At 71.7% G+C, this 7,705-nt stretch carries 6 protein-coding genes and 1 pseudogene; all 7 read left to right on the top strand.

Features of this window, described 5'->3' with window-relative positions; genetic code table 11:
- Positions 1–44: 44 nt before the first annotated feature.
- The 7 genes and pseudogenes from ACIBH3_RS05975 to ACIBH3_RS06005 all read left to right on the top strand — a co-directional run bounded on the left by ACIBH3_RS05975 (position 45) and on the right by ACIBH3_RS06005 (position 7,544).
- Positions 45–1,046 carry a GNAT family N-acetyltransferase gene (locus ACIBH3_RS05975; RefSeq protein ID WP_396310656.1) on the top strand — a complete coding sequence of 334 codons (1,002 nt, stop codon included), beginning with the start codon at positions 45–47 and terminating at the stop codon, positions 1,044–1,046.
- 198 nt (positions 1,047–1,244) lie between these two features.
- Positions 1,245–2,486 carry a glycosyltransferase gene (locus ACIBH3_RS05980; protein WP_396310657.1) on the top strand — a complete coding sequence of 414 codons (1,242 nt, stop codon included), beginning with the start codon at positions 1,245–1,247 and terminating at the stop codon, positions 2,484–2,486.
- A gap of 35 nt (positions 2,487–2,521) precedes the next feature.
- Positions 2,522–2,685 (top strand): annotated as a pseudogene (locus ACIBH3_RS05985) (ABC transporter); the annotation flags it as partial.
- 161 nt (positions 2,686–2,846) lie between these two features.
- A complete protein-coding gene (locus ACIBH3_RS05990) occupies positions 2,847–5,123 on the top strand; it encodes a DPP IV N-terminal domain-containing protein (protein ID WP_396310658.1) in 2,277 nt (758 codons plus the stop codon).
- A gap of 298 nt (positions 5,124–5,421) precedes the next feature.
- Entirely contained in the window at positions 5,422–6,159 is a 738-nt protein-coding gene (locus tag ACIBH3_RS05995; RefSeq protein ID WP_396310659.1) for an SDR family NAD(P)-dependent oxidoreductase, read from the top strand.
- Between the two features lie 53 nt (positions 6,160–6,212).
- Positions 6,213–6,611 (top strand): SchA/CurD-like domain-containing protein, encoded by a 399-nt coding sequence (locus ACIBH3_RS06000; protein ID WP_396310660.1) that lies wholly within the window; start codon positions 6,213–6,215, stop codon positions 6,609–6,611.
- Positions 6,612–6,686: 75 nt separating this feature from the next.
- On the top strand, positions 6,687–7,544 hold the full coding sequence (locus ACIBH3_RS06005) for an NAD(P)-dependent oxidoreductase (protein WP_396310661.1): 858 nt from the start codon (positions 6,687–6,689) through the stop codon (positions 7,542–7,544).
- The last annotated feature ends 161 nt before the right edge of the window (positions 7,545–7,705 follow it).

Here is a 7,705-nt window from a genome sequence, read left to right on the forward strand (position 1 = left end):
AGCGTTGCACCTGTTCGATCCCCTCGACCGCAGGAGCCACCGCCGTGCCAGAGCACGTCCACCTCACCCCGCTGCACCGCATCTCGGTAACCGACGCCGCCGCCTGGCATCGCGTCGTCGCCGCCTCCATGACCCACGATCTGCCCGGTGTGCCGCCGCCCACGCCCGGACAGATCCACGCCCAGCTCACCAAGCCCGGCCTCGACAGCCACCAGCTCACCTGGCTGGCCGGCGGACCGGACGGTGCCGCGGTCGGCGTCGGGACCATACGTCTGTTCACCGCTCCCGGCAGGGAACACCTGGCCGAACTTCAGCTCCACGTCGATCCGGCGCACCGCCGCCGAGGAACCGGTTCACTCCTGCTGTCGGCGGTCGTGGCGGCCTGTCGCACCGAGGGCCGACGCAGCCTGATCGTCGAGGTCGCAGCCGACAGTCCGGGCGAGGCCTTCTGTGAACGGTGGGGCCTTCGCCGCGCCCTGACGCTCAGTCACCTGAGGCTGCGACTTGACCAGCTGGACGAAACCTGGATCGGCGAGACCAGCGAGGCCACGCGCCCCGGCTACCGGCTGGCCGGCTGGACCGGTACGGTCCCCGACGACCTCGCCGAGGCCTTCGCCGCGGCCAAGACCGCGATGAACGACATGCCCGTCGGGGACCTGGACTACGGGACCCTGCACTGGGACGCCGACCGCGTCCGCGCCATGGCGAAGGTGCTGGCCGACCGCGGCGACACCCTGCTGACCCTCGCCGCCGTCCACGACGACGGCGCCATGGCCGGCTACACCGAGATCGTGCTCCCCCAGGGCACGCCGCCGCAGGCCCTGCAGTACGACACCGCGGTCGTGCCCGCGCACCGCGGCCACGGCCTGGGCCTGTGGGTCAAGGCCGCCATGGTGCGCCGGCTGCGCGCGGAGTACCCCGGCGTCGCCGAGATCGAGACCGACAACGCCGAGGACAACGTCCACATGCTCGCGGTCAACCAGCGGCTCGGTTTCCGCCCCTACCGACGCACCCACGAATACCAACTCGACCTGCCCACCGTCTGATCCGTTCTCCACGGCCTCGCCTCCGTCCCCGGCACCGAAGGCACCCGCGTCCTGCCTTGGGCCCGGTAGCGGCCGACCGCGCACCCGGCGCCGGGCGCGCGGTGCGACCCCAGACCTTTGCGTCCGGTTCAGGGCGTAACACATCGACCTGCAGAATCTCCGGCCGAGGCCGGAATCCGCTGGAATTGGGAGTACGAAATGCGTGTGTTGTTGTCGGCCTACGATTCGCGTGGGGGCGTCGAGCCGCTGGTGGGACTCGCGGTGCGGTTGCGGGAACTCGGCGCGGAGGTACGGATGTGCGCGCCACCGGACGAGGAGTTCGCGAAGCGGCTGGCCGTGGTCGGCGTGGAGATGGTGCCGACCGGCCAGTCGGTGCGCGACTTGGTGACCGGGAAGACGCCGCCCTCGCCGGGCGGCGTGCCCCGGCGCGCGGCCGAGTTGGTCGCCGCGTTCTACGACAAGGTCACGGCGGCCGCCGAGGGGTGTGACGTGCTGCTGGCGACCGGCCTCGTGCCGGCCGTGGCCGGTGTGCAGGCGGTGGCCGAGAAGCTGAGCATGCGCTACGTGTACGTGAGTTACCAGCCGGTCAGCCTGCCCTCCCCGCACCACCCGCCGATGCCGCGGCCGGGCCGGCCGCTCCCCTCGGATGTGACCGACAATCAGGTGCTGTGGGACCTGGACATCCTGGACGCGCAGGCGGTGTTCGGCGAGGCGATCAACACCCACCGGGCGTCGATCGGCCTGCCGGCGGTGGACAACCTCCGCGACCACGTCTTCACCGACCGGCCGTGGCTGGCCACGGACCCGGTCCTGGCCCCGTGGCAGCAGCCGGCGGACCTCGACGTGGTGCAGACCGGCGCGTGGGTCCTTCCCGACGAACGACCGCTCCCCGCCGACCTGGTGGCGTTCCTGGACGCCGGCACGGCACCGGTGTACGTGGGCTTCGGCAGCATTCCCATGCGCGATCCGCAGGACGTCGCCCGGACGGCCATCGAGGCGATCCGCGCGCAGGGCCGCCGCGCGGTCCTCTCCCGCGGCTGGGCCGACCTGGCTCTGATCGACGACCAGGACGACTGCTTCGTCGTCGGCGAGGTCAACCACCAGGCACTGTTCCGCCGGGCGGCCGCCGTCGTGCACCACGGCGGTGCGGGCACCACGACGACCGCCACCTGGGCCGGCGCACCCCAGGTGGTGGTACCCCAGGGGGCGGACCAGCCGTACTTCGCCGGCCGGGTGGCCGACCTGGGCATCGGCGCGGCACACGACGGTCCGACCCCGACCGTCGAGTCCCTGTCCGTCGCGCTCAAGGCGGCCCTGACCCCCGGGACCCGCGCACGGGCAACCGCCGTGGCCGACACCTTCCGCACCGACGGGGCGACGGTGGCCGCGAACCTGCTGCTCGACGCCATCGGCCAGGAACGGCCGCCGGTGTCCGCGTGAACCACGCGCGATCGTCGCGCCGGTGAAATTCGGCCATCGCGGCGAACGAGCTGCGCAAGCCCTACGGTGACAAGGTCGTGCTCGACGGCGTCGACCTGGCCGTCCCCGAAGGAACGATCTTCTCCCCGCTCGGCCCAACGGCGCCGGCAAGACCACCGCCGTCAAGATCCTCTCCCCCGGCACCGCCGTCCGGCGGGACGCGCACACCCCGACGCGGCACCGACCGTGCACACCTCGCCCCACCCGGCTCGCGAAGCGGCCGCTCTCGCTTGAGCCCTCCCATCCCCTCATCACCCTGCAGTGATGGCACCACCGTGACATCACCATGCCCATAACCGACACCGAGGAAGAACAAGAAGAATGAGCACCACTCAGGACTACCAGGCCGCCGAGCAGCTCCTGCGCCGACCCGCCCGCCCCGGCGAGCTCGTCATCGGCGACAAGGTCAGGCCGCAGTGGATCGACGGAGGCGCCCGTTTCTGGTACTCGGTGAGCAATGGCGTCGGCAGGCGGTTCGTGCTGGTCGAGCCGGCGGCGGGCACCCGCGAGCCGGCCTTCGACCACGCCCTGCTCGCCGCCGCGCTGGCCACCGCCTCCGGGCAGCAGGTCGACCCCGAGGCCCTGCCTTTCATGGCCATCGAACTGGCCGGGAACGCCGTGGAGTTCGCCGCGTTCGGCGAGTACTGGCGCTGCCGCCTGGACGGCTACACCTGCGAGCGGGCCGAGTTCACGCCGCCGGGCAACCCTCTGGAGGTGCCGTCACCCGACGGGAAGGTCGCGGTGTCCCGGCGGGGGCACGACCTGTGGGCGCGCTCGCTGTCCGACGGCCGCGAGTGGCCGCTGACCACCGACGGCGAGCCCGACCACCAGTACGGCTCCGGCCCGGACTGCACGAGCAACACCACCCTGCTGCGCAAGATCGGCCTACCGCACCTGCCGCCCGCGGTGGCCTGGTCGCCCGACTCGACGAAGGTGCTGGCGCACCGGACCGACGAGCGCGCCGTCCGGCAGACCCACCTCGTGGAGGCCAGGCCCGCCGACGGCGCCGCGCCCCTCCTGCACACCCAGCGGTACGCCTACGCCGGCGACGAGAACATGCCGCAGGCCGAACTGGTCGTGCTGGACGTCGCCACGGGCACGGTGGTCCGCGCGCAGGCCGAGCCGCTGCTCATGCCGCAGTTGTCGCCGATCACGATCAAATGGGCGTGGTGGGCTCCGGACGGCTCGGCGGTGTACTACCTCAGCCGGCCCCGTGACCTGCGCACGCTCACCCTGCACCGGCTGGACCCGGCCACCGGCGAGGTCACCACCGTGCTCAGCGAGACCGGGGCCACCCGCGTGGAGCCCAACCAGTGGATGTACGAGCCGCCGATCGTGCGGGTGCTGGCCGACGAGGTGCTCTGGTACTCGCAGCGGGACGGTTGGGGCCACCTGTACCGCTACGACCTGCGCACCGGCGCGCTGCTCGGGCAGGTCACCTCCGGACAGTGGGCGGTGCGGCAGATCCTGCGCGTCGACGAGGCCGAGCGGGTGGTGTACTTCACCGCCTCCGGGCTGGTCGACGAGGATCCGTACCGGCGCACGGTGTGCCGGGTCGCTCTGGACGGGTCCGGCTTCGCCGAGGTCACGGACGACGAGCTGGACCACATCGTCACCATGCCGGACGACCAGGAGTACTTCATCGACTCCGCGTCCACCGTCGACACCCCGCCGGTGACGACGGTCCGCGACTGGACCGGGCGAGTGCTGGTCGAGCTGGAGCACGCCGACATCAGCAAGCTCACCGCCACCGGCTGGACGCCGCCGGAGCGCTTCCGCGTCAAGGCCGCCGACGGGGTGACCGACATCTACGGGGTGCTGTACCGGCCGCGGGGGTTCGACCCCGCCCAGCGCTACCCGGTGGTGGACAACGTCTACCCCGGCCCGCAGGTCAACCGGGTCGCCCCGTGCTTCGACCCCGGCGGCATGGGCCTCGACGCGGAACCCGTCGCGGCACTCGGCTTCGTGGTGGTGGCACTGGACGGGCGAGGCACCCCGGGGCGGAGCAAGTCCTTCCACGACGCCTCCTCGGGCCACCTGGCCGACGCGGGCTGCCTCGCCGACCATGCCGCGGCGCTGCGGCAGCTGGCCCGGACCCGGCCGTGGATGGACCTGGACCGGGTGGGCGCCTTCGGCCACTCCGGAGGCGGGTTCGCCGCAGCCCGGGCGATGCTGGACTTCCCCGAGGTGTACAAGGCCGCAGTCGCCCTCTCCGGCTCGCACGACGCCCGCTACTTCAACCTGGGCTTCGTGGAAAGCTACGACGGCGCGGACAATCCCGAGGCCTGGGCCCGTGCCTCCAACGTGGATCTCGCGGACCGGTTGGCGGGCAAGCTGCTGCTCATCCACGGCGAAATGGACGACCAGGTCCACCCGAGCCACACGCTGCGGCTGGCCGACCGGCTCATCGCCGCCGACAAGGACTTCGAGCTGCTCATCGTGCCCGGGGCAGAGCACACCTTCATCGACTGCCTGGCCTACGTCCGCAAGCGCTGCTGGGACTTCCTGGTACGCGACCTGATGGGCACCCAGCCGCCCGCCTACCGCCCCGCCCCCATCGCCATCGGCCCCGAGCTGCTCGGCGAGCTGTTCGCCTGAGCGCGACACCACAGACGGGGAACGCGAAGGGCCTCGCCCACCTCGGCTGAGCCCCTGAGCGCCCCCGAGCCGCCCAGCCAGACACCGCCGCCATTCGCCAGGGCCCCTGGCGAATGGCGGCGAGTCGGCGTGCACGGGATCAGGTGGATCTCCGGCGGCACTCCGCCGACGCTTCGGCGGCGATCCCGGCGGCACTCCAACGGCACTCCGGCGGCGTGACACGGGCGGTCCAGCAGGCGTCCAGTCGTTCCCGCGAAAGTCTCCGTAGAAGCGAACTGTTCACCGTTTTGGAGGCACAGTGGATCTGCGGTTGGACGGCAAGCTGGCACTTGTCACGGGCGCGACGCGCGGGATCGGCTTCGCGACGGCACAGGCCCTGGCGAACGCCGGCGCCGACGTCATCGGTTGCCACCACAGTGACGAGACGTCAGCCGAGCCTGTTCTGAAGGCACTTGACAAGACCGGTGGCAAGCATCGGATGGTCCGGGCCGACCTGACCGATCCGGCGGACGTGGGCCGCCTGGTGGAGGCCTGCCGCGACGCCGGCCGCGAGATCGGCGTGCTCGTCAACAACGTGGGCATCGACGCCGCGTCCCCCTTGGCCGAACTGACCGAGGAGGAGTGGCAGCGTGTCCTGGAGAGCAACCTGACGTCCGCGTACCGGGTGACCCGAGCCGCTCTCGGCCTGCTCGCCCAGGACGCGTCGGTGATCTCGATCGGTTCCTCCGCCGCGGCGCGAGGCGTGCCGGGGCGTGCCCACTACGGCGCCGCCAAGTCCGGGATCACCGGGCTGACCCGGGCTCTGAGCAAGGAACTCGGCCCGAAGGGCGTACGGGTCAACTCCGTCGCCCCGGGCATCGTCGACATGGGCCCGGATTCCGGCCTCCCGGCCGAGGCCCGGACCCGAATGTCCCGGATGTCCGCCCTCGGACGCCTGGTAACGGCCGATGAGGTCGCTCACGCCGTGCTCTTCCTCGCCAGTGACGCCGCCCGTTACGTCACCGGCATCACGCTGAACGTCGACGGCGGGCTGTAACCCCCCGGTCAGTCGTCAACCCGCTCAATTCCACCGACTCGGAAGGACCTCCCATGGCCATCGCCGCCATCACCTACAAGATCAAGCCCGGATTCGAGGAGGAGATCGCCGAGATCTTCTCCGCCTCCAACTTCAAGCGGGCGGGCTCCCCGATCATCCGGGACGAGAACGGCAACGAGATCGGGCGCATCACGGCCACCTCGCTGTTCATCAAGGACGACCGGATGGTGCGGTTCATCACGTTCGAGGGGACGCTGGAGGACGTGGGCCGCCACATGGCCGGCCAGGACGGTGTCCAGGAGGCCGAGCGCAAGCTCGCCCCATACCTGGCCGAGCCGCGCGACACCGCCACCGTGGAGGGGTTCCTCACCTACTTCCGGAACAGCTCGATGCGAGTCCTGTCCCAGCTCTCGCTGGACAGCCTGCCGCCGGAGATCCTCGCCAAGCTCTGAGTTCACCCCCTCGCACGTTCGAACCGTCCTGTCCGCGGCCGGACCGCCACGGACACGTCACCGGAAGGGTCGTAGATGACCGGCCGACACATCGCCTTCATCGGGCTCGGCAGCATGGGCAGCGGAATGGCGCTCCGCCTGCTCGACTCCGGGTTCCGGGTCACCGTGTACAACCGGACCAAGGAGCGGGCCCTGCCCGTCGCGGAGGCCGGCGCCGGGTTGGCCGACTCTGCGGCTCAGGCCGCGGCCGCCGCCGATGTCCTCGTGCTCAGCATTGCCGACGAGGGCGCGATCGAGGAGATCCTCTTCAACCACATCGAGTTGCGAGCGGGTGCCCTGGTGATCAACACCTCCACCGTCTCGCCGAAGTACGCCCGCGACGCGAGTGCGCGAGTGGAGAAGGCGGGCGCACGCTGGATCGACGCCTGCGTCATCGGCAACCCGGCGCAGGCCCGCGAGGGCTCGATGCGCGTGCTCGCCTCCGGTGCCCCGGCGGACGTCGAGGCGGCCAAGCCCGTGCTCACGGCTCTGGGCAGCAGCGTGATCCCGCTGGGGCCGGTCGGCCAGGCGCCCGCCATGAAGCTGGCCTTCAACCTCCTGCTGGGGGCTCAGGTCGCCTCGCTGGCCGATGCCGTGCGGTACGGCGAGCGGGCCGGCCTGGATCGTGACCTGCTGCTGGCCGCGATCGGGGCGAGCGGGTTCAGTTCCAAGGTCATGTCGTTCCGCGCCGACCTGATGCGCAGTGGCGAGTTCCAGCCGGCGGCCTTCCGGGCCAGCCTGATGCACAAGGATCTGCGTCTGGTGGTGGAGGAGGCCCGGGACCTGGGCCTGGAGCTGACCGTGACCGAGACCGCGTCGGCCTACTTCGAGCGGGCTGTCGCCGCCGGGAAGGGCGACTTCGACGCCGCGGTCATCGGCGAGGCGTCAGCCTGACCCAGCGGCCGGGACTCGTGCCCGGCCGACGAAACCGGTGGGCGGCGGGACCATCCAGTCCCGCCGCCCACCCCGTTGGCCCAGCGGGGCCCGGGGCGGCGAACCCCCCCCCGGGGCCGGGGACGTACCCAGCCCCCCCGCACAACCCCGGGCCCCGCACG

Origin of the sequence: Kitasatospora sp. NPDC050543, assembly GCF_044457565.1 — a bacterium.
GTDB lineage: Bacteria > Actinomycetota > Actinomycetes > Streptomycetales > Streptomycetaceae > Kitasatospora.

What these genes read in the sequence shown, in the direction of transcription:
- ACIBH3_RS06005 (WP_396310661.1), top strand. Translation starts at nt 6,687, where the DNA reads ATGACCGGCCGACACATCGCCTTCATCGGGCTCGGCAGCATGGGCAGC.
- ACIBH3_RS05980 (WP_396310657.1), top strand. Translation starts at nt 1,245, where the DNA reads ATGCGTGTGTTGTTGTCGGCCTACGATTCGCGTGGGGGCGTCGAGCCG.
- ACIBH3_RS05990 (WP_396310658.1), top strand. Translation starts at nt 2,847, where the DNA reads ATGAGCACCACTCAGGACTACCAGGCCGCCGAGCAGCTCCTGCGCCGA.
- ACIBH3_RS06000 (WP_396310660.1), top strand. Translation starts at nt 6,213, where the DNA reads ATGGCCATCGCCGCCATCACCTACAAGATCAAGCCCGGATTCGAGGAG.